Origin of the sequence: Bradyrhizobium sp. BRP56 (genome assembly GCF_020194035.1) — a bacterium.
In the GTDB taxonomy this organism is placed as follows: domain Bacteria; phylum Pseudomonadota; class Alphaproteobacteria; order Rhizobiales; family Xanthobacteraceae; genus Bradyrhizobium; species Bradyrhizobium australafricanum.
The window spans coordinates 1-20,153 of record NZ_JADYVV010000097.1 but is presented as its reverse complement, the minus strand read 5'-3'; the positions used below and the strand labels follow the sequence as shown (position 1 = coordinate 20,153).

The window sequence follows — 20,153 nt, the reverse complement described above, 5'->3', positions numbered from 1 at the left end:
TTGGTTGTGGAGGGAGAGGGACATGACTGAGACAAAGAACAATACGGCATCCGGCCGGCTCAATCGGCGCACGCTCTTGAAAGCGGCCGGTGCCACCGGCCTCGCATCGGCGATGAACGTGCCGCTGGTCAATGTCGCGCGGGCCGCCGGCAACACCATCAAGATCGGCTGGGTCGGCTGCCTCTCCGGCGTCCGCGCGCAGTTCGCCGAGCCCGATCCCTGGATCCACGAGCGCATCAAGGCACGGCTGAAGGACGGCCTGAAGATCGGCGGCAAGACCTATCAGGTCGAGCTGGTGTTCAAGGACAATCAATCCGATCCGAACCGCTCGTCGGTGATCGCGAGCGAGCTGGTGCTGCGTGAAAAGTGCGACCTGATCCTGATCGAGGACGGCGACGCGCAGCCGCCGGTGCAGGAGCTCGCCGACGCGCGCGGCATTCCCACCATCTCGACGATGGTGCCGTGGCAGGGCTGGATGTTTCCGCGCAAGTCGACGCCGGACAAGGGGTTTCCGTACAGCTACCATTTCTTCTGGGGCGCCGACGACGTCGCCAAAAATTTCTTGGGTATGTGGCAGTCGGTCGAGACCAACAAGAAGGTCGGCACGCTCTACATCGACAACCCGCCGGGCCAGGCGTTCTCCGATCCGAAGCTCGGCCTGCCGGCGGGCATCTCGGCGGCCGGCTATCAGGAATTCTCGGCCGGCAAATTCCAGATCGCGACCGACGACTTCACCAACCAGATCGCGCTGTTCAAGAACAACGGCGTCGACATCGTCTCCGGCTTCACCTTCAGCAATCACTGGGTGACGCTGTGGAATCAGGCGGCGCAAGCCGGTTTCAAGCCGCAGATCTGCACGGTGGCGGCGGCCTTCCTGTTCCCGGCCGCGGTGAATGCGCTCGGCGATCGCGGCGACGGCATGTCGACCGAGGTGTGGTGGACGCCGGCCTATCCGTTCAAGTCCTCGCTGACCGGGCAGAGCGCCGCCGAACTCGCCGCGGAGTGGGAGAAGACCACCGGCAAGCAGTGGACCCAGCCGATCGGCTACGCCCATGCGCTGTGGGAGGTCGGGCTCGCGGCGTTGCAGAACAGCGATCCCAAGGACAAGAACTCATTGCGCGATGCGATCGCCGGCCTCGACATGGAGACCGTGGTCGGCCGGGTCAAGTTCAAGGACAGTCCGATCAAGAACGTCGCGGTGACCTCGCTGTCGGGCGGGCAATGGCGCAAGGCCAAGGGCGGCAAGTCGAAATACGAGCTCCTGATCGTGCACAACGGAACGGCGCCGTTCATCCCGAAGCAGGCCGATCTCCAGCTGCTCTCCAAGCTGGCTTGAGATGGCACCGCTTCTGCGCGTCAGCGGGCTGGCCAAGCGCTTCGGCGAGATCGTGGTCGCCGACAATGTCAGCTTCGAGCTGGCGCGCGGCGAGTGCCTCGGCGTGATCGGCCCGAACGGCGCCGGCAAGAGCTCGCTGCTCAACCTGATCGTCGGCCTGCTCACGGCCGACGGAGGTTCGATCATGCTCGACAACAGGGAGATATCAGCCCTGCCGCCGCATCGCCGGGCGCGGATGGGGCTCGGGCGGGCGTTCCAGATTCCGCAGCCGTTCCCGCATCTATCGGTCTATGAGAATGCGCTGGTCGCGGCATCCTATGGCGCGGGCCTCACCGGCGAGGCGGCGTCGAGCTGGACTATGCAGGTGCTGCAGCGGACCGGGCTCGATGCCAAGGCCGACAAGCTCGCCGGCGCATTGCCGCTGATCGACCGCAAGCGGCTGGAATTCGCCAAGGCGCTGGCCTCGAAACCCAAACTGATCCTGCTCGACGAGATCGCCGCCGGGCTGACCGAGCCGGAGGTCGAGCGTCTTGTTGCCATCATCCAGTCGGTGAAGGCCGATCACGCCATGATCTGGATCGAGCACATTCCTCACGCGCTGCGCGCGGTGTCGGATCGCATCCTGGTGCTCGATTTCGGCCGCAAGGTGCTGGAGGGACCGCCGGCCGAGGTCATGGACAGCGCCGTGGTGCGCGAGATCTACATGGGATTGAAGGCCGATGGCGTTGCTTGATGTGAACGGCCTGCAGATCTTCTACGGCGATCTGCAAGCCGTGTTCGACATGAACTTCACCGTCGCGGACGGCGAGGCGGTGGCGCTGGTCGGCGCCAACGGCGCCGGCAAGTCGACGTTCCTGAAGGCGCTGGTCGGTCTCAACGAGGAGCGGCGCGGGGCCGTGCAGTTCGACGGCATCGATATCTCGCAGATGCCGGCGGAAGAGGTGTCGCGGCTCGGCCTCATCATGGTGCCCGAGGGCCGCCTGCTGTTCGACTCGCTGACGATCGAGGAGAACCTGTTGATGGGCAGCGTCAACCGGCGCAAAGGCAGCTGGACCCTGCGGCGGGTGTTCGACCTGTTCCCGATCCTCGAGGAGCGGCGGCGGATGTTTCCCGGCCAGCTCTCCGGCGGCCAGCAGCAGATGGCGGCGATCGGCCGCGCGCTGATGTCGAACCCGCGGCTCCTCTTGTGCGACGAGATCTCGCTCGGGCTCGCCCCCGTCGTGGTCGAGCAGATCTACCGCTCCTTCGCCGACATCCGCCGCGAGGGTACGGCCGTCGTGCTGGTCGAGCAGGACGTGAAGCGCGCGCTCGCGACCTCGGAGCGAATCTATTGCCTGTTGAAGGGGCGGGTGTCGCTGACCGGCCCGGCGCAAGGGTTGCAGCCGGAGCAGCTGACGCACGCCTATTTCGGTAACTAGCCAGGATTGGCACGACATGATCTGGGTTGAGACATTGATCAACGGGGCTCTGCTCGGCGGGCTCTATGGGCTGCTCGGCATCGGGCTCGCGCTGGTGTTCGGCGTGATGCGCGTCGTCAATATCGCCCATGGCGAGTTCATGGTGCTGAGCGCGTTCTGCGCCGTGCTGCTGGCCAACCTGTTTCCGCAGGTGTCGCCGCTGTTGATGCTGATCCCGGTGATTGCGCTGTCCTTTGCGGTCGGATGGCTCTATCAGGCTGCCATCGTCAACCGGGTGGTGACCTCGCCCGATCCGCTATCGCCGCTGCTGCTGACCTTCGGCGTGTCGGTGATCCTGCGCAACGTGATGGTCGAGGTGTTCGGCGCCGACGTGCGCAGCCTCCAGGTCGGCGAGCTCTCGCGCGCCAGCCTCGAGATCGCGGGCCTCAATATCGGCATCATGCCGCTGCTGACACTGGTGCTGGCCGCGCTGCTGTTCATGGCGCTGCAGCTCGTGTTGCGTCATACCGAGTTCGGCCGGATCGTGCGCGCCACCGCCGACCGCCGCGATATCGTCCGGCTGTCCGGCGTCAAACCGGATCGGGTTTATAACTATGTCATGGGCCTGTCGCTCGCGCTCGGCGCGATCGGCGGCGTGCTGCTCGCGGTGCGCTCGAGCTTCACGCCGTTCTCGGGGGCTGAGCGGCTGTTGATCGCGTTCGAAGTCGTGGTGCTCGGCGGGCTCGGCTCGTTCTGGGGCGCGCTGCTCGGCGGCATCGCGCTCGGCATGGCGCAATTGATCGGGCTGAAGATCGATCCGAATGCTGGGCTGCTCTATGCGCACCTCCTGTTCTTCATCATGCTGCTGATCCGCCCGTCGGGTCTCGTGTCGAGCAGGGTGTGATGCCGATGCCGACACGGACAATTCTCATGGCCTCTGCCATCGTGCTTGTCGCCGCAATTGCCGGCGCGCCCTTCGTGCTGAACGAGGGTTTTCTGCGGCTCGCGACCGAGTGCCTGCTCTTGCTGACGATGGCGCAGATGTGGAACCTGCTGGCGGGTTATGCCGGGCTGGTCTCGCTTGGACACCAGGTCTTCGTCGCCTTCGGCGCTTATGCGCTGTTCCTGACCTCGGGCTGGCTCGAGGTTACGCCGATCTGGGTGCTGCCGGTCGCGCCGCTGGTGGCGGGCGCCGTTGCGGCCATCATCGCCTTTCCGCTGTTTCGTTTGCGCGACGCCTATTTCTCGATCGCGATGTGGGTGTTCGCCGAAATCATCGGCGCGTTCACAATGAAGTCGCAGGCCGTCGGTGGCACGTCGGGCGTGCCGCTCGCGACCAGCAAGCTGATCGATTTCGACTGGTTCGAGCCGACGATGTTCTGGCTCGCCGGCGGCCTGACGCTCGTGACCATCGCGGCGCTGTACAGGATGATGACGTCGAGCTTCGGGCTCGGGCTGATGAGTGTGCGCGACAATGATCTTGCCGCGATGAGCGTCGGCGTTGACGTCCGGCACAATCGTTTCGTCGCCTTCGTGCTCTCGGCGGCGGGATGTGGACTTGCCGGCGCGCTCAGCTTCATGGGCAATCTCTTCATCGCGCCGCTGGCGGCCTTCGACGTCAACTGGTCCGTCTACATGATGTTCGTCGTGATCATCGGCGGTATTGGAACGCTGGAAGGCCCGATCCTCGGCGTCATCATCTTCTTCGGCCTGCGCGAACTGATGACCGGACCGCTCGGCCTGTCCGGCGGCTGGTATCTGGTGGGGCTCGGCATCATCGCCGTCGTGGTGATGATCGTGGCGCCGCGCGGCCTCTGGCCGGCCTTGCGCGATCGCATCGGCGTGCGGCTGCTCGATGTACACCGCGCCGCGCCACGCCCGGCCTCGGCCGCGATCCTGCCGGCTGCGTCGGAACAGGTTACCGGATGAAGGAGCGGGCCTTCACGTCGCCACCGTTGCTTGTATTCTGACAGTTCTGGCTTTGAGTGGAGGGCGGAATGGCTCTGATTTTCAGGCATGGCGTGTGGGCAGTGGCCGGTCTGATGGTCGCGACATTGGCGGCGCCGCTGCCGGCGCAGGCCGAGCGGCGGATGTGGCCGCAGGCGGCCGCAATGCACCCGATGGACGGGCTCACCACCGACGAAATCCGCTCGGTCTCCGATGTCCTGCGCGGCGCCGGCAAGCTCGACGATTCCGCGCGGGTCGTCTCGATGTCGGTCGAGGAGGACCCCAAGGACGAGGTGCGGGCGTGGAAGCCCGGACAGCCATTCACGCGCCGGGCCAGCGCGACGCTGCTGAGCGGCGGGCATCTCTACGAGGCGCATATCGATCTCGCCGCGCGGAGCCTGCTCGGCTGGCAGGAAGTCAGGGATCATGAGGCTGCGCTGACCATCGACGAGCTGATCTCCGCCGGCGACCTGCCGAAGCAGGACCCGCGCTGGATCGCCGCGATGGCCAAGCGCGGCATCACCGATTTCCGCAACGTGCTGTGCCTGCCGCTGACTGTGGGTCCAGTGACCGATCCGGCGTTGAAGGGCCGCCGCCTGCTCAACGTTCCCTGTGTCGACACCACGGGGGCCGCCAACAATCTCTGGGGCAAGCCGATCGAGAACCTGTTCGCCCAGGTCGATCTCAAGAGCAAAACGGTGCTGTCGGTGACTGATCTTGGCGTGGTGCCGCCACCGCCGCAGACGCCCTCGCACGCCTATGCCGACTCCGGAACATACCGCAAGCCGCCGAAGCCGATCGAGATCACCGCGCCCGAAGGCAGCAATGTGAAGGTGGAGGGCGGCCAGGTCCGCTGGGACAACTGGTCGTTCCATGTCCGTCTCGAGCCGCGTGTCGGCGCCGTGCTGTCGCTGATCCGCTACGATGACCACGGCACGCTCCGCGACATCGCATACCAGATTTCGGCGAGCGAGATGTTCGTGCCCTACATGGATCCGGCGCCGACCTGGTCGTTCCGCGCCTATATGGACATCGGCGAGTACGGCTTCGGCGTGCTCTCCAGCGAATTGCAGCGCGGCGTGGATTGTCCCGAAGGCGCGCATTATCTCGACCTGACGATCTCGGATACCAAGGGTGCGCCGGTCGTTTCCAAGGGCGCGGTGTGCATCTTCGAGCGCCCGACCGGCGATCCGATCTGGCGCCACAGCGAGCTGATCAACAACACCGCCGAGGTGCGGCCGAACAACGAGCTGGTGGTGCGGATGGCGCCGGTGGTCGGCAATTACGACTATCTGGTGGACTACGTGTTCGACCGTGCCGGCAATATCGATGTGCGGCTCGGCGCCTACGGCATCGATGCGACCAAGGGCGTCGCGAGCAAGACACTGAGCGACCCGACGGCGGCGCAGGATACCGCCTTTGGGACGCTGGTCGACGAACGGCTGCTCGCGGTCAATCACGATCACTACATGACGTTCCGGATCGACATGGACGTCGACGGCACCGCGAACCGGCTGGTCGAGGATCGCTTCAATGTCCGCCGGCTGGAGCAGGGTCAGCGCAAGAGCCTCTGGCAGGTCGACACCAGGCCGGTCGCGACCGAAGGGCCCATCACTATGCCGCTGAACGCGGCGCAGTTCAGGATCGAGAGCACGAGCAGGACCAACAGCCGCGGCTATCGCACAAGCTATCAGCTGATGCCCGGCCACTCCGACGTCTCGCTGCTCGCCAAGGACGATCCGATCCAGCTGCGTGCCGGTTTCAGCGCCTACACGCTGTGGACCTCGGCCTACGCCAAGGACGAGCGCTACGCTGCGGGGATGTATCCGAACGGAAACCCCGAGGTCGACGGCCTGCCGAAATGGACGGCGGCGAAGCGACCGATCGAGGACCGCGACCTCGTGCTGTGGTACACGGTCGGCTTCCGTCACGTGCCGCGCGCCGAGGATTGGCCGGTCATGCCCGGCCTGTGGCACGGCTTCCGGCTGCGTCCGTTCAACTTCTTCGATCGCAATCCCGCGCTCGACGTGCCGCCGATGGTGAATGCCAGGGAGACGAAATGAGCGGCCGCGCGCATCGCATCGGAGCGGTGGCCGGCGCGCTGCTGGCGCTATTGGCGGCAGGGCCGGTTGTTGCCGGCGCGGCGGCCGAGAGCAGCGTTGACGACGCGTCCTTGCTCTATCTGAGCAGCAACGATTGGGAGCGCCAATCCGCGCCGCGCAAGGTCGCGCTGGCGGCCGACTTCATGCGCATCTTCTGCACCGATCAGACGATGTCGGCCATATCGCTGGCCGATTGCCTCGACCGCGACAAGGCGGATGGCGCGCTGTTCGAGCGCGCCATGGCTTGTGTGAGTGCGCTATCAGGAAGCCGCTGACAGCCCGGCGTCGATCCCTTCGGCGATCCGCCTCACGTCGGCCGGCGTCAGGATCAGGGGCGGCGACAGGATCAGGTTGTTGCCGGAGACACGCAGCATCACGCCGGCGTCGTAGGCGGCGTCGGCAACCTTCGCCATCGTCTTCTTGTCGGCGGGCTTCTTGCTGTCGCGATCGGCGACCAGTTCGAGCGCGGCCATCAAACCCTTGCCCCTGACGTCGCCGACCAGCGCGTGCTTCGCCTTGAGCGCGGCCAGCGCCCGCGCAAGGTCCTCGCCGCGCGCGGCGGCATTCTCGTCAAGCTTGAGGCGGCGGGTCTCGGCGAGCGCCGCAAGGCCCGCGGCGCAGCCGACCGGATGGCCGGAATAGGTGTAGCCGTGGCCGATCGAGCCGAACGTGGTCGTGTCGGCCTCGAAGGCTTCCGCAACCTGCTCGCCGATCAGCGTCGCGCCGAGCGGGAAATAGCCCGAGGTGATCGCCTTCGCCATCGTCATCATGTCGGGCTTCACGCCCCAGAGCCGCGAACCCGACCATGCGCCGGTGCGCCCGAAACCGGTGACGACCTCGTCCGCGATCATCAGGATGCCGTGACGGTCACAGATCTCGCGCGCCAGCTTCATGAAGCTGTCCGGCGGCACGATCACGCCGCCAGCCCCGAGCACCGGCTCCATGATGAAGGCCGCGATGGTGTCGGCGCCCTGGAATGCGATCTCCTCCTCCATCGCCGCCGCGCACAGCAGCGCGAGTTTTGCGGGATCGGTCTCGTTGAAGGGATTGCGATAGGTCGACGGCGCGGGGATATGGAACACGCCGGGCAGCATCGGCTCGTAGTTGCGGCGGAAATTGGCGTTGCCGTTGACGGAGGCGCCGCCGAAATGGGTGCCGTGGTAGCCCTTCTTCAGCGCCAGGAACTTGGTGCGATCAGCCTGGCCCTTGATCTTCCAGTATTGCCGCGCGAGCCGTAGCGCGGTCTCGACCGAGTCCGATCCGCCCGAGGTGAAGAAAGCGCGCACCATGCCTTCCGGCTTGAACCATTCGGTGAGCTCGTAGGCGAGCTCGATCGAGGGACCGGATGAGGTGCCACGGAAGCCCGAATAATACGGCAGCGCGCTGAGCTGGTCCGCGATCGCCTGTTTGATCGGATCGCAGCTGTAGCCGAGATTGACATTCCACAATCCGCCGACCGCATCGATCACGGTCTTGCCGTCGATATCGGTGACTTCAACGCCTTCACCCTTCATCACGATCCGCGGCGGCTGCGCCCGCATCTCGGCGGGATGAGCCATCGGGTGCCAGATCGGCTTGGCGTTGTTCTCAACCAGGAAGTTTCTGTCGCGCATGGTCGCCCTCTGTCCGGCTGGAGCCTGTTCCGTTTCGATGGAATCGGGACCGAGCTCCAGATTCTAGTCTTGACGCGTTTTCTTCACGCGAACCGGTACCCGCTTCGCTCGAAAGCGCTTTAGTCGAACTGCAGCCCGAAATGCCGCAGCGCCTCGCTGTAGGACGCTGCAGGATTGCGCACATCGAACAGCACCGTGCGCATGTTGCATGCGGCGGCGCCTGCGATGTTGCGGCGCTGGTCGTCGACGAAGACGCAATTGTCTGCCTCCAGCGCCAGTTCGTCCAGCACGCTTTGATAGGCGCGGGGGTCGGGCTTCAGGATCCCGGTATGCGTGGCATCGACGATGGTGTCGAAGCGCTCGAGGATGGAAAGACGGCTGCGGAAATCGGTGCCGTAGAACAGGTCGAGCTCGTTGGAGAGGATGGCGAGCCGGAACCCGGCATCGGCGGCGAGGGTAATCGCGCGCGCTGCCTCGGGGCGGATCACGGTGTCGGGATCGGCGCCGCGCGCGCGTTTCACGAAGGTCTCCATGTCGCGCCAGTCCTCGCCGACCAAGCGCCCGACCTCGCGGCTGCGGGTCAGCCAGTAGTCGCGTTCCGAAATCTCGCCGAGCTGCATGCTCGTCCAGAGCGGATCGCTGTCGGGCGCGAACGGTCCGAGCCATTTCAGTGTGCAGGGGGCGAGTCCGAGCGTGCGCTCGGTCAGGTCGTGGGTCTCGAACAATGTCTTCGAGATTACCCCGCCGAAGTCGAGCACCAGCGCCTGGGCAAGCGGCCTCCTCACGCGGCAACCGTGGTGCGGCCGCGAGGGACAATGCCGGCAGCGACCCATCGGTCGAAGATGCCGAGCACCGTTTCGTCGAATGCGGCACTGTTGATGTGATCCGTGATCTCGTGCAGTTCGACCGGCGCCTTGATCGCCGATCGCATGGCGTCGACGAAGGCGGCGAGAGCGTCAGGATCGTGCAACGCTTCGCCTTCGCGATCCCATTGCTGGATGCCGCCAGCGGGCAGCACGAAGGCAACGGGAGCGTTGGCCTGGGACAGTTTCCCGGCAATCGCGCGGGCGATCCGTTGGCGATCGGTGGATCCCGACGTTGCCGACGCAAGCAGCCGGTTATGCGCGTGGAATGGACGATCCGACAGCTCGCTCGGAACCCCAAGCCATGCCGGGAAGTCGACCATGTCGATCGCCCCCGGCGCGACGATCTGTGGAATGCCGGCTCTGCCTGCATTCTCTAGCCTGTCAGCGCCGGAATTGACCACCGAGCCGGTAAGCTGGTTGGCGACCTCCTGCAGGCTGAGGTCCAGCACCGCGGCAAAGCCGCCTTGCGCGGCGATCGATTCCATCGCGCGGCCGCCCATGCCGGTGGTGTGGAAGACGACCACCTCGTAGCCGCGCCGCTCGAGCTGCGGCTTGAGCTCGACCATGTAGCGTAGGCAGCTCTTGCCGAGCGAGGTGATCGCAACGACCGGCCGGTCTTTGCGCGGCCTGATTGCGCTTCTGGCGGCGCCGACGATCGCGCCGCAGGCTTGCGACAGCACGGCGGTGCAGGTGCCGTTGAGGCCGTAGAGACCGCCGGCCCACAGGATCATCATCAGATCGGCGGCGACGCGCTCCGGCGGGATCAGATGCGAGAAGGCGACGGTTGAGACGATCAGCTTCGGCAGGCCGAGCGGCAGCGCCTGCGCGACGTCGAGCGCAAGGTCGGTGCCCATCGTGCCGCCGATCGCGATCACGCCGTCGATGGCATCGCGCTCCGCGAGCGCGCGCGCCAGATTGGCGGCGCCGACCGCCATCAGTGACATCGCGGAATTCTCGTCGCCGCTCGATGCGATCGCCTCGATCGTGGTCTGTGCGGCGGCCGCCACCGCGTGCTTGTCATGTGCCGCCTGGTACGGCGGATCGCCGAGCACGCTGATGTCCATCATGACGGTTCGGCCACCGACGCGCGCGATGCACTCGCTCATGAACAGCAGTTCGTCGGCCTTGGTGTCTCCCGTTCCGATCAGGAGAATGCGGGGCTGCGTCATCTCAGGCATGACCTTCGGCTCGCCGGCAGGCGTAAGGGATGGTGACAACCGGTTTGGATAACGCAGGCGGAGCGCTCGGCCATCGTGCGATCACGCTATGGGGGCGCGCCTTGCCGTGACATCCACCTATCGGTTGATTGCTGCCAAAGCCTTGATTTGGCGAGGATTGCGCGGTGCCAGCGGTCTCGCTCGGAAGCCGCCTTTGTCATCATCATAATTGTCTCGCATGCAGCAAGCCCAGATCGATCGACTACGCGTGGCCGTCATTCCGGCTCAGCAGCTCTTCATCGGCGGCAGGCCGGCGCCGGCGATCAGCGAGGCGCGGCTTGATGTCGTGTCGCCGATCGACGGCAAGGTATTGACCAGCATAGCTGACGGCGACGTGGCCGATGTCGACGCCGCGGTCAGACATGCGCGGCAGGCCTTCGAGCAGGGCAGCTGGTCGCGCGCGGCGCCGGCGCAGCGCAAGAAGGTGTTGCTGCGGTTCGCCGATCTCATCGAGCGGCACGCGCTCGAGATTGCGGTGCTCGGCGTGCGCGACAACGGCACCGAGATCGGCATGGCCTACAAGGCCGAGCCGCTCTCGGCCGCCGGCACCATCCGTTACTACGCCGAGGCGGTCGACAAGGTCTATGGCGAGATCGCGCCGACCTCAGGCGACGTGCTCGGGCTCGTGCATCGCGAGCCGCTTGGTGTCGTCGGTGTGATCGTGCCGTGGAATTTCCCGCTGATGATCGGAGCGTGGAAGATCGGCCCGGCGCTTGCCGCCGGAAATTCGGTCGTGGTCAAGCCGCCGGAGCTTGCGTCGCTGACGCTGTTGCGGCTTGCCGAGCTCGCGACCGAGGCGGGGTTGCCGGACGGCGTGCTCAACGTCGTCACCGGCCGCGGCGCATCGGCCGGCGAAGCGCTCGCGCTGCACATGGATGTCGATGTGCTCGCCTTCACCGGCTCGGGTGCGGTGGGCCGGCGTCTCCTGGAATGCTCGGCGCGATCGAACCTGAAGCGCGTCCATCTCGAGCTTGGCGGCAAGTCGCCCAACATCGTGTTCGCCGATGCGCCCGACATCAAGCATGCGGCCAAGGTCTCGGCGAACGGCATCTTCCGAAACTCGGGCCAGGTCTGTGTGGCCGGATCGCGGCTCCTGGTGCAGTCCTCGATCTATGATCGCTTCATGGCCGAGCTGCTCGACGCCACCACAAAACTAACGGTCGGCGATCCCCTCGAACTGAGCTCTGATATCGGCGCCATCGCGAGCAAGCCGCAGTTGCGCAAGAACCTGGATGCCATTGCCCATGCGGAAGCGCAGGGCGCGAAGCGGCTGATCGGCGGCGAGCAGATCCGCGCCGAGAGCGGCGGCAACTTCATGGCGCCTACGATCCTCACCGAGGTGACGCCGTCGATGCAGGTCTGGCGCGAGGAAGTGTTCGGCCCGGTGCTCGCAGTGACGCGGTTCGAGGGCGAGGAAGATGCCACAGCGCTCGCCAATGCGACCCCCTATGGACTTGCGTCGGCGGTGTGGACCGCAAGCCTGTCGACGGCGCATCGCATGGTGCGCGCTATCAGGGCTGGCGTCGTGCACGTCAACGCCTATGGCGGCGCCGACATCACGGTGCCGCTCGGCGGCTTCAAGCAATCCGGCTTCGGACGCGACAAGTCGCTGCACGCCCTCGATGCCTATGTCGACCTCAAGACCGCCTGGATCGCGCTATGACAGCTGCAACTGCCGAACGCGCCGGCGTTCTGAACCGATTGCTCGATGCCGAGCAGGAGCGCTTTCGCGCGCTGCATCCGCGATCGGCCGCGGCCTGGCAGGAGGGAAGGCAGCACTACCTTTACGGCGGCCCGTCGCACTGGATGCGGCGCTGGGCCGGCGGCTGCCCGGTTTATGCCGAGGAGGCGCAGGGCGCGCATATCAGGGACATCGATGGCCGCGACTACATCGATTTCTGCCTTGGGGACACCGGCGGCATGTGCGGCCACGCGCCCGAGGCGGTGACCGAGGCGGCGCTCGCTCAGCTCAAGCGTGGCGCGACCATGATGCTGCCGACGGAAGACAGTATCTGGGTCGGTGCCGAACTGTCGCGCCGCTTCGGTCCGAAATACTGGACGCTGACGACGTCGGCGACCGACGCCAACCGCGCGGCGATCCGTATCTCGCGCATGATCACCGGCCGGCGCAAGGTGCTGGTGTTCTCCGGCTGCTATCATGGCGGCGTCGAGGAAGCGCATGTCGAGATCCGCGACGGCCGGGTCGGCCTGCGCAACATGATCCATCCCAACGGCATCGATCATGATGCCGTGAGCAGGGTCGTTGAATTCAACGATGTCGCGGGCCTCGAGGCGGCGCTTGCGCATGGCGACGTCGCCTGCGTGCTGACCGAGCCGCTGATGACGAATTTCGGCATGATCCCGGTCGATCCTGGTTTTCACCGCTCGTTGCGTGACCTGACCCGCCGCGCCGGCACCGTCCTCATCATCGACGAGACCCACACGCTGTCCTGCGGACCGGGTGGCTATACGGAGAGCCATGAGCTCAAGCCCGACATTTTCGTTGCGGGCAAGGCGATCGCGGGCGGCATCCCCGCCGGTGTGTTCGGTCTCAGCCAGGAGATCGCCGAGCGGCTCTGGAAGATCGTCCCTCATGTCAATCCGCGCGAGCGGCAGTCGGCGCATCTTGGATTCGGCGGCACGCTTGCCGGCAACGCGCTGACGGTCGCGACCATGCGCGCGGTGCTGGAGAAGGTGCTGACCTCTGCGAATTACGAGCGGATGATCGGAACCGCGACCTGGCTTGCGCAGGAAGCGCGCCGGCTGATCGCAGCGGCCGGTCTGCCCTGGCACGTCACGCAGATCGGCGCGCGCGCCGAGATCATGTTCATGCCGCAGCCGCCACGCAGCGGCGCGGACGTGATTGCGGGCCGCCAACCCGATCTCGAGACCCTGCTGCATGCGTTCTACATCAACGAGGGCATCCTGGTGACCCCGTTCCACACCATGCTGCTGATGTGTCCGGCGACGTCGGCGCGCGACGTCGACAAGCACACGGCGGTGTTGGCGCAGTTCATCGATTTGCTGCGCGGCGCAGGAGCAATCTGATGCAGGTGTCTCCGTTCAATCTTGACGGTCGCATCGCCATCGTCACCGGCGGGGGTAGGGGGATCGGCGCCGCCATCGTGAGACGGCTCGCGGAGGCCGGCGCGACCGTGGTGATCGCCAACCGGACGCTTGATGTGGCCGAGGCGTTAGCGCGCGAATTGACGGCCGATGGACGGGCGGCCCATTGCGTCCCGTTCGACCGGCTGGACCGCAGTAGCTTGCGCGCGATGGTCGATCGCGTCGCTGCTCAATATGGCCGGCTCGATATCGTTGTGCACAATGCCGGCGGCTGTCCGTGGTCATCGCTTGAGGAGCTTGATGAAGCGAAGCTTGAGGATACGCTGGCGGTGAACCTCAACGCCAGCATCTGGCTCGCGCAGGCCTCCATTCCGCACATGCGTGCCGTCAGGTTCGGGCGCATCCTCGTGACATCCTCGGTTTCCGCGCGTGTCGCGATGGGCGGCGGCGCGCACTACTCGGCGGCGAAAGCCGGCGTGAACGCGTTTATCCGCGGTGCCGCCTTCGAGCTCGCGCGCGACGGCATCACGGTCAACGGCGTCGAGGCCGGCTTCATCGAGAAGCCGGGTCGCGGCACCATGAGCGCGCCGGAGAACAAGGCCAAGCTCGCGCGCTTCATTCCGATGGGGCACATGGGCGGCGCCGACGACGTCGCCTGCGCGATGCTCTATCTCGCCTCCGCCGAGGCCAAATACGTCACCGGGCAGACCATCGTCGTAGACGGCGGCTCGACGCTGCCGGAGACCGGATTTGCCGTCGAACGGCAATGGGGAGTCTAGATGAGCATGATCTTTTCGGAAAACCGGTTTCCACCTTTCCGGATCATGCTCTGATGCCGCGGCTCGATGGAAAGACCGCGCTGGTGACCGGCGCCGCCACGGGAATCGGCCGGGCGACGGCGGCGCTGCTGGCGTTGAGCGGCGCGCGCGTCGTGCTGTTCGGGCTCGGTGAAGCAGAGCTCCAGACCGCCGCGGCGGAGTGCGGAGGGCAGGCGGTCCATGGCGACGTCACGCGTCCGGACGACATTGCCAACGCCGTCACCGCCTGCGGGGCGTGGCTCGACATCGTGGTCAACGCCGCAGGCCTGATCGTGCCGGATCAGCCCGCCAGCGTCTCCGACGAGGTCTGGGCCAGGACGCTCGATGTCAACCTCACGGGGACGATGCGCGTCTGCAGGGCATCGCTGCCGCGGCTCCGGCAGCGCGGCGGAGCGATCGTGAACGTCGCCTCGGTTGCCGCGTTCAATGCCAGCCCGGATAGCGCAAGCTACGCCGCCAGCAAGGCGGCCGTCGTCGCCTATACGCGCTCGCTCGCCTACGCCCACGGCGCCGACGGCATCCGCGCCAATGCGGTGGCGCCAGGCTGGGTGCGCACGCCGATGAGCGCCCATGAAATGCAGCTGCTTGCGGACCAGAATGGCACCACGCCCGATGCCGAGATTCGCGGCGTCGAACGACGCATTGCCCTGGGACGGATGGCCGAGCCTGCCGAGATCGCCGCGTGCTGCCTGTTCCTGGCCTCCGACGAGGCGTCCTTCGTGACGGGCGCAGTGCTGGTCGCCGATGGCGGCGGCCGCGCGCCGACGCAGAATCGCGCGGTGTAGGCGGCCGGTTGACGTCTCCGGGCAGGCGGCCGCCACCTTGATAACGACCGGCGGATTTGGCACTCTCGCGCGGTCACGTCATTCGATCGAGGGGCGTTATGAACAAGTCATTTTCTGTGATCATTGCCGCGGCCGCTTCAATCGTCGTTCTGTCTTCGACGGCGGCGCGATGCGGCGACTACTATCCGTTTGGCGATCCGCCGTACCGGCTGGACTACGTGCAAGAGCCCCAGATCGTATCGGGCTGCTGGAAATGGAATTGGCAGCTGTACCAGTGGCAGGACTACTGCCCGGTCTACGTCAATCCGAAGGCATATATGTTCTCGCGCTCGTCGCGCGTCGTGCTCCGCACCAAGGGGTGAGGAGAGTTCGGCAGCTTGAGGTGCTCTGCGTCACGCCCATTGCAGCGACGCAGAGCGCGCACTCATGAATGCGCGATGGTGCACGCCACCTGGTGGCGCTTGCCGAAGTTGAGCAGCGCGTTTTCCCGGAAGCCGTCCAGCCAGACGCCGCGGCCCGCATAGCGATAGCCGACGCCCATCGGAACGTGCCGCACATGGATGCCGCCACGGCCCGTGAGCAGGGAGGCCGTGACCACTTCGCCCTCGACCGACACAGCGCGCGGGCACAGCGGATATTGATGGCCGTTCTCGCAGGTGAAGACGATCTCGGTGCAGGTGCCGACCGGTGCTTTTGTGACCAGGCCAAGGTCCGCTGCCGCCGCCGGCCCGGAGTTGCCGAACAACGTTGCACCCAACGCCAAAATGCCTGCGACCGTGTAGCCAAACCGAATACGCATCAGTGCCCCCTCGTCCAGCGATAGGCTAAGTAATTGAGGAAAATATCTCGCGCTAAATGAGCAAAAAAAACTTCGGAGGTCAAACCTCTGTCCAGTGCGGTGCGGGGAGATCGGCTGGCGCCATCGCGAATGGCGTGTCAGGTGTTGCAAGTTTGCTGCAGTGGGTCTGAATTCGGCTGCGAGCTGCCCGGTAGCGTTAATGCACCTTTACCGGCCACAATTGGCCTGCAAGTGGTGTGATGTATTGAGTCGTGTTCCGGAGATTGCTTCAATGAGCTGACCGGATCGCATCACGAACGCATTTGGACGAACATCGGGGGTGGGAATGGACTTCCGTGGTGGCATTGCACGTTCGCTGCTGACCCTAATGATTGTCTCATTGCCTGCGCTGGCAGCTCATGCGCAGACTCAGGCTCCTCAACCGGCGAACGGCCGGGCAGCTGCGGCAGCGCCGGCTCAGGGCGATCAAGCCTTTTCTGGCCCGAGCTTCCGCAAAGGTCTGTGGCGCTTCGTGCGAACGCTCGATGTGGTCAGGACCGCCAACAAGAACTTCAAGTATCGGGTGGTCAACGCGGAGACGACGCGCTGCGTCGACCCGACCCACGCCATGAAGGCGACCTTTGCCTCGGGATCGATCGGAAGCTGCGTCTCGGACAAGCCGGAGAAGGTCGGTAATCAATACACCTTCGGGCACCGCTGCGATTACATGGGGACGGTCAGCACCGTCATCACCGTGCGCAGCGACGAAGCCTATACCGAGCTGAACGAGATCAGCACCGGAGAGCATCCCCGGACCGACACGGTCGTCGCGACAAGGATCGGCGACTGCGACGACGGTAGTGCGGCCAAGATTGAGGCCAAGTCTGAGGCCAAGACTGACAAGTCCGCTGCGGCGGCTTTGCAGCAGTAGCTGGCAATCAAACGGAGTGGTGGCGGACGAGGCGTCCATTCGTCCCGACGACGCAGACGCTGCGCTTCCTTTCGCGCCGAAGCTGCCCCGGCCTGAAGCAACCGGGCATTCACCGTGTTTGGCGCAAGAGCTCGTGAGAGCTTCGAGCAAAGGCCAAGCGTTTACGGGGTCTTAACACGAAATGCTCCTGAATGATGTGAGGTTGGACGTGCTTCAAGCGAAGTCACGCGATCCGCGTCAATCGGCCGGTTAGGGATTCAATAAATGACATCGCGTGAGGGCTTCGCCCCGTCGAAGATCTTCGCATCCGCGCTTGGCGTCGTGGCCGCGCTTTCCGTGTTCGTGCTCGCCTCCCCGAGCGCCATGGCGGAGGAGGGATTCAGCGGGCCGACCTTCCGAAAGGGAATGTGGCGCTTCGTGCGGACGCTGGAAATCGCCACGTCCTCGAACGTCCGGCAAACGCTGCTCGAGCGCGAAATGACGCGCTGTGTCGATCCGACCCAGGCGATGAAGGCGACCTTCTCATCTCCGTCCGTTGGAAATTGCCACTCTTCGCGGCCGGAGAAGATCAACAACAAATACGTCTTCTCCAACCGCTGCGACTATCTCGGGCCGGTCAGCACCGTCATCACGGTTCTCAGCGACGAGGCCTATACCGAGGTCAACAAGACCAATGTTGGTCAGGCGCCGCGGACCGACCGGGTGGTTGCCCGCCGAATCAGCGATTGCCGCGAGGATAGAGCTTCGCTCAGCCAGCCGGCCTCCGCACCGAGCGAGGTGTCGTTGCAGCAGGACGAAGCCGAGGGCGAGCCGCTGTAAGGCGATTGGTCCGGCGCGCGGGCCTCAGGCCGCCCGTAACACCATCAGATCTTCTGCTGCCCGCCTGGTGCACTCACCTTGACGGTGATCTTCTGAATTTCGGTTCGGCCGCCCTGGTACTTGACCTCGATGGTCAGCGCGTCGTCGCCGAGAAATTCCGGCGGCGCCTTGTAGAAGGCGACATAGGCCGGCACCTCGAGCGCCAGGCAGGCCTTGTAATTGGTGGCCTTCGCCTTCGCCGACTTCACCACAACCTTTCCGGCAGCCGGCGCAGTGACCAGGCGGATGGTCGGCAGCGGCCCCGAGGTGCAATCAGGTAACACGTTCAGATAGAGACCAATCTGGGTGTCCCGGTTGGCCTGGGCGCGAACCTGGCGCTCGACCGTGGTCTCCTGCGGGACGGGTTGTGCGGGGGCTTGCGCAGCCGCCGCGCCGAAACAGCTCCAAATCAGGACAGCGGCACACGCCTGAAGAATCACCCGCATCGACTGCTGCTCCAAATCGCCGGGAAGGACGAACGGGGCCGGGGAAATACTGCCTTTGGCCAAGTTAATCCGGCTAAGCCGTTGTTCTTTCAGCTTCGACCTGTCCGATCTTTACCACACTTCCACGGAAAGCATTGATTAACCAAATACATTTCTTGACCGCGGGGAGGGTTAACAATAGCCTAAAACTAAATTTTTCTACAACTTTTCCTCTAATCGCATTTTGCGGAGTTGATAATGCAGGGTTCGTTTCAGGTCGCTCAGGCAACCGGCACCGGCAATTCCACCAATTCGGCTCCCGTACGAATTTACAAGCTGACCAAGCCGCTGACCGATCAGGCGGTGGTCGTCAATCTTGGATACGACCAGAAGGTGAAGGTCGACTTTTCGTCGATCGCCAATGAAAAGATCACGCTGGTTCACGTCGGCGAAAAGCTGATCATCCTGTTCGACAACCAGTCGACCGTCACGGTTGAGCCGTTCTTCGACTCCCGTTCGGATGGACTGAAGAATGTCACGATCGAGATGGCGCCGGGGCGCGAGGTCTCGGTCCAGGAATTCGCGACCCTTTTTCCGATCAGCACGGACGCCTCCGTGTTGCCGGCGGCCGACAATGGCGGCAACTCGAACGGCAACGCGCAGGCGAGCGGCGCGAATTTCAGTCCGTTCGCGATTGATCCGTTAGCTCCTGTGCCGACCAACGTGTTGGCGCCGCAGGAAGAGTTGCCGAACCTCGTGACCCCTGTGCCGCCGACTGGCTTCGTGCTGGGCATTGCTCCGCCTCCGACCATTTCCGGCAACCCCCTGTCGGCGCTGATTGTCGACGAGAGCTTCCTGACCGCGGCCACCAACCATGGTGTCGCCGGTTCGGGGCTCGGACCCGCGGGGGCAACCGTCGCGTCTGTGCAGGTGTCGTTCAACGTCACGGTACCGGGCGGCCAGCAGTCGCTGACCTATGCGCTGTCGGTCACGACCCCGAACGAAGATTCCGGTCTGATCGATTCGGCGACCGGTCAGCACGTTCTGCTGACGGTCAACGCGGCCGGCGTCGTGGAAGGGCGCACGGCGATCAGTGGCGATCTGGTCCTCACGGTCTCGGTTGACACCGCGGGTCATGTGACGCTGACCGATCTGCGCGCGGTTCATGAGGCAACACCGGGCAACTTCAATGAAGGGATCACGCTGGCATCGGGTCTGATCACGCTGACCGCCACCGTGACTGACAACAACAATCAGTCGGCAAGTGCGAGCGTCGATGTCGGCTCGCATCTGACGATCCTTGACGATGGTCCGGCGATCACGATGACGGCAACGGCGCCGGCGGATGCGCTGGTGGTTGACGAGACCAACCTGGCGATCAACGCGTCGGCGAACTTTGCCGACAACTTCACGGTGACCAGCAGCTATGGCGCGGACGGTGCGGGCACGACGGCGTCGGCCTACACGCTCGGCATCAAGTCGGCGGGCGTGGACTCCGGGCTGATCGACGTTGCGACCGGCCAGCATGTCTATCTGTACGTCAACGGCAACGTGGTCGAGGGTCGGGTTGGCGCCGGCGGGGCGGCGGATCCGGCGGGCGTGATCGACTTCACGGTGAGCGTGAGCGCGGCCGGCGTTGTGACGTTGGATCAGGTGCACGCGCTGCAGCATCCCAACGCGGCCAATCCGGACGACGTGGTGACGCTGTCGGCAACCGACCTGATCACGCTGACGCGGACCGACACCATCACGGATCGCGACGGTGACACGACCTCGGGCTCGGCCAGCATCAACATCGGCCAGGCGCTGTCGTTCCATGACGACGGCCCGTCGCTGGGAACGCCGACGGCGGCGGTTGCGGGCCAGCTGACGCTGGACGAGACCAATCTGACGGGCGCGCCGATCAGCACCAGCGCCAACTTTGCCGGCAACTTCGACGGCGGCACGCCGCATTACGGCACCGACGGTCCGGGCCATGTCGACTACGCGCTGGCGCTGTCGGCCAACGGCCTCG

At 65.1% G+C, this 20,153-nt stretch carries 20 protein-coding genes; 15 read left to right on the top strand and 5 right to left on the bottom strand.

What is annotated here, in order from left to right; all coding sequences use genetic code 11:
* Window positions 1–22: 22 nt before the first annotated feature.
* The 7 genes from I6F38_RS40110 to I6F38_RS40080 all read left to right on the top strand — a co-directional run bounded on the left by I6F38_RS40110 (window position 23) and on the right by I6F38_RS40080 (window position 7,057).
* Window positions 23–1,336 carry an ABC transporter substrate-binding protein gene (locus I6F38_RS40110; protein WP_225164284.1) on the top strand — a complete coding sequence of 438 codons (1,314 nt, stop codon included), beginning with the start codon at window positions 23–25 and terminating at the stop codon, window positions 1,334–1,336.
* 1 nt (window position 1,337) lies between these two features.
* Window positions 1,338–2,069, top strand: a complete 732-nt coding sequence (locus tag I6F38_RS40105; RefSeq protein ID WP_225164283.1) for an ABC transporter ATP-binding protein — start codon at window positions 1,338–1,340, stop codon at window positions 2,067–2,069.
* The gene (locus I6F38_RS40100) at window positions 2,056–2,754 is read left to right on the top strand and encodes an ABC transporter ATP-binding protein (RefSeq protein ID WP_028331396.1); all 699 of its coding nucleotides are present in this window, start codon (window positions 2,056–2,058) and stop codon (window positions 2,752–2,754) included. Before I6F38_RS40105 ends, I6F38_RS40100 begins: the two co-directional genes overlap by 14 nt.
* A gap of 16 nt (window positions 2,755–2,770) precedes the next feature.
* Window positions 2,771–3,637, top strand: a complete 867-nt coding sequence (locus tag I6F38_RS40095; RefSeq protein WP_057017060.1) for a branched-chain amino acid ABC transporter permease — start codon at window positions 2,771–2,773, stop codon at window positions 3,635–3,637.
* A 26-nt stretch (window positions 3,638–3,663) separates the two neighbouring features.
* Entirely contained in the window at window positions 3,664–4,662 is a 999-nt protein-coding gene (locus I6F38_RS40090) for a branched-chain amino acid ABC transporter permease (protein ID WP_225164282.1), read from the top strand.
* A gap of 68 nt (window positions 4,663–4,730) precedes the next feature.
* Complete coding sequence (locus I6F38_RS40085) at window positions 4,731–6,743, top strand: tyramine oxidase (protein WP_225164281.1); 2,013 nt, start codon at window positions 4,731–4,733, stop codon at window positions 6,741–6,743.
* A complete protein-coding gene (locus tag I6F38_RS40080; RefSeq protein ID WP_225164280.1) occupies window positions 6,740–7,057 on the top strand; it encodes a hypothetical protein in 318 nt (105 codons plus the stop codon). Before I6F38_RS40085 ends, I6F38_RS40080 begins: the two co-directional genes overlap by 4 nt.
* On the opposite strand, the gene I6F38_RS40075 is transcribed toward I6F38_RS40080, so the two are convergent.
* The 3 genes from I6F38_RS40075 to I6F38_RS40065 form a co-directional block, all read right to left on the bottom strand.
* Window positions 7,043–8,395 (bottom strand): aminotransferase class III-fold pyridoxal phosphate-dependent enzyme, encoded by a 1,353-nt coding sequence (locus I6F38_RS40075; RefSeq protein WP_225164279.1) that lies wholly within the window; start codon window positions 8,393–8,395, stop codon window positions 7,043–7,045. The two genes, I6F38_RS40080 and I6F38_RS40075, sit on opposite strands and share 15 nt — an antisense overlap.
* A gap of 119 nt (window positions 8,396–8,514) precedes the next feature.
* Window positions 8,515–9,228, bottom strand: coding sequence for an HAD-IA family hydrolase (locus I6F38_RS40070; protein WP_225164278.1), 714 nt, complete (start codon window positions 9,226–9,228; stop codon window positions 8,515–8,517).
* Entirely contained in the window at window positions 9,177–10,439 is a 1,263-nt protein-coding gene (locus I6F38_RS40065; protein ID WP_225164277.1) for a Tm-1-like ATP-binding domain-containing protein, read from the bottom strand. The genes I6F38_RS40070 and I6F38_RS40065 overlap by 52 nt, the downstream gene beginning before the upstream one ends.
* 217 nt (window positions 10,440–10,656) lie before the next feature.
* Here I6F38_RS40065 and I6F38_RS40060 point away from each other — a divergent pair, with 217 nt between their 5' ends.
* The 5 genes from I6F38_RS40060 to I6F38_RS40040 all read left to right on the top strand — a co-directional run bounded on the left by I6F38_RS40060 (window position 10,657) and on the right by I6F38_RS40040 (window position 15,509).
* Window positions 10,657–12,141 carry an aldehyde dehydrogenase gene (locus tag I6F38_RS40060; RefSeq protein WP_225164276.1) on the top strand — a complete coding sequence of 495 codons (1,485 nt, stop codon included), beginning with the start codon at window positions 10,657–10,659 and terminating at the stop codon, window positions 12,139–12,141.
* Window positions 12,138–13,526, top strand: a complete 1,389-nt coding sequence (locus I6F38_RS40055; RefSeq protein WP_225164275.1) for a transaminase — start codon at window positions 12,138–12,140, stop codon at window positions 13,524–13,526. The genes I6F38_RS40060 and I6F38_RS40055 overlap by 4 nt, the downstream gene beginning before the upstream one ends.
* Window positions 13,526–14,323 carry an SDR family oxidoreductase gene (locus tag I6F38_RS40050; RefSeq protein WP_225164274.1) on the top strand — a complete coding sequence of 266 codons (798 nt, stop codon included), beginning with the start codon at window positions 13,526–13,528 and terminating at the stop codon, window positions 14,321–14,323. Before I6F38_RS40055 ends, I6F38_RS40050 begins: the two co-directional genes overlap by 1 nt.
* Before the next feature lie 53 nt (window positions 14,324–14,376).
* On the top strand, window positions 14,377–15,147 hold the full coding sequence (locus tag I6F38_RS40045) for an SDR family oxidoreductase (protein ID WP_225164273.1): 771 nt from the start codon (window positions 14,377–14,379) through the stop codon (window positions 15,145–15,147).
* Between the two features lie 98 nt (window positions 15,148–15,245).
* Window positions 15,246–15,509, top strand: a complete 264-nt coding sequence (locus I6F38_RS40040) for a hypothetical protein (RefSeq protein WP_076826182.1) — start codon at window positions 15,246–15,248, stop codon at window positions 15,507–15,509.
* Window positions 15,510–15,571: 62 nt separating this feature from the next.
* Here the strand turns inward: I6F38_RS40040 and I6F38_RS40035 are convergent, their stop codons facing one another.
* A complete protein-coding gene (locus tag I6F38_RS40035) occupies window positions 15,572–15,946 on the bottom strand; it encodes a hypothetical protein (protein WP_016845748.1) in 375 nt (124 codons plus the stop codon).
* A gap of 325 nt (window positions 15,947–16,271) precedes the next feature.
* Here I6F38_RS40035 and I6F38_RS40030 point away from each other — a divergent pair, with 325 nt between their 5' ends.
* Both I6F38_RS40030 and I6F38_RS40025 read left to right on the top strand, forming a co-directional pair.
* Entirely contained in the window at window positions 16,272–16,856 is a 585-nt protein-coding gene (locus I6F38_RS40030; protein ID WP_092089790.1) for a DUF3617 family protein, read from the top strand.
* A 264-nt stretch (window positions 16,857–17,120) separates the two neighbouring features.
* Complete coding sequence (locus tag I6F38_RS40025; protein ID WP_225164272.1) at window positions 17,121–17,675, top strand: DUF3617 family protein; 555 nt, start codon at window positions 17,121–17,123, stop codon at window positions 17,673–17,675.
* Between the two features lie 44 nt (window positions 17,676–17,719).
* Here I6F38_RS40025 and I6F38_RS40020 read toward each other — a convergent pair whose 3' ends face one another.
* Entirely contained in the window at window positions 17,720–18,160 is a 441-nt protein-coding gene (locus I6F38_RS40020; RefSeq protein ID WP_225164271.1) for a hypothetical protein, read from the bottom strand.
* Between the two features lie 237 nt (window positions 18,161–18,397).
* Between I6F38_RS40020 and I6F38_RS40015 the strand changes: the two genes are divergently transcribed.
* The coding region (locus tag I6F38_RS40015; protein WP_225164270.1) for a DUF5801 repeats-in-toxin domain-containing protein at window positions 18,398–20,153 on the top strand (1,756 nt) is incomplete at its 3' end.